At 73.2% G+C, this 971-nt stretch carries 1 protein-coding gene; it reads right to left on the bottom strand.

All coding sequences use genetic code 11. The features are described from left to right. Positions 1-187: 187 nt before the first annotated feature. Positions 188-661 (bottom strand): Dps family protein, encoded by a 474-nt coding sequence (locus ACZ5XZ_RS24580; RefSeq protein ID WP_468981504.1) that lies wholly within the window; start codon positions 659-661, stop codon positions 188-190. Positions 662-971: the final 310 nt, after the last annotated feature.

Here is a 971-nt window from a genome sequence, read left to right on the forward strand (position 1 = left end):
CCCCACCAACGACCCCCTCCCGAAGTCCCCCCCCCCCCCGCCCCTCCCCCCCCCCCCCCGGTCCGCGGGCCGGGAATCCACGCCTCGCCATGGGTGCCTCCTCCGGCCGACGCTAGACGGGGTCTGCCGTCGAGGGGGAGAGCGCACCGGCGCACTTCCGGCGCGCGGGCACCACCGCAAGCCCCGATCAGTGATGGGCCTCGGCCTGGAACATCCAGTGGTGCTTCTCCAGGTCGGCGGTGAGACCGATGAGGATGTCCTGGCTGACCGGGTCCGGGTCGGCGGTGGCGATGATCCGCTCACGCATCCGGGTGATGATCGCGCTCAGCGCGCCCACCATGGCCCGCACCACCTCGCCGTCCTTGATCCAGCCGTCCTGCACCTCGTTGATGCCGCTGGTCTTGGCGACGGTGGCGGCCCGCCCGTCGGGGGACACCCCGATCGCGGACGCCCGCTCGGCCACCGTGTCGGCATGCCGGCGCGCACTGGCGACCACATCGTCGAGCTGGAGGTGTACGGAGCGGAATCGCGGGCCGATGACGTTCCAGTGCACCTGCTTGGCGACGAGGGAGAGGTCCACCAGATCGACGAGTGCTCCCTGCAGCGCGTGCCCGACAGTGGTGCGGTCTGCCTCGGACAGCGTGCTCTTGACGACGGACATCCAGGTACTCCTGTTCGGACGGGGCTACGGCGAGGGATCGAGGGGATTACCGGGCACGATCGATAGGGGATCAATCGTGCGATTTGTACTACTTCGCCATCGTATCGACGAATCGCCTGTTCCGTGCAGCCCGGACGGACCACCCGCCGGCCCCTCCGGCCCCGCCCGCCCCCTGCCCCCGGACAGCACCGAGGCCCGGGGGGGGGGGGGGGGGGGGGGGGGGGGGGGGGGGGGAAGGGGGGGGGGGGGGGGGGGGGGGGCGAGAAGGGGGGGGGGGGGGGGGGGGGGGGGGGGGGGGGGGGTGGAGAAG

It is taken from the genome of Streptomyces sp. NPDC033270 (assembly GCF_055576575.1).

Coding starts and splice junctions, on each gene's coding strand:
- ACZ5XZ_RS24580 (WP_468981504.1), bottom strand. CDS start 661: ATGTCCGTCGTCAAGAGCACGCTGTCCGAGGCAGACCGCACCACTGTC.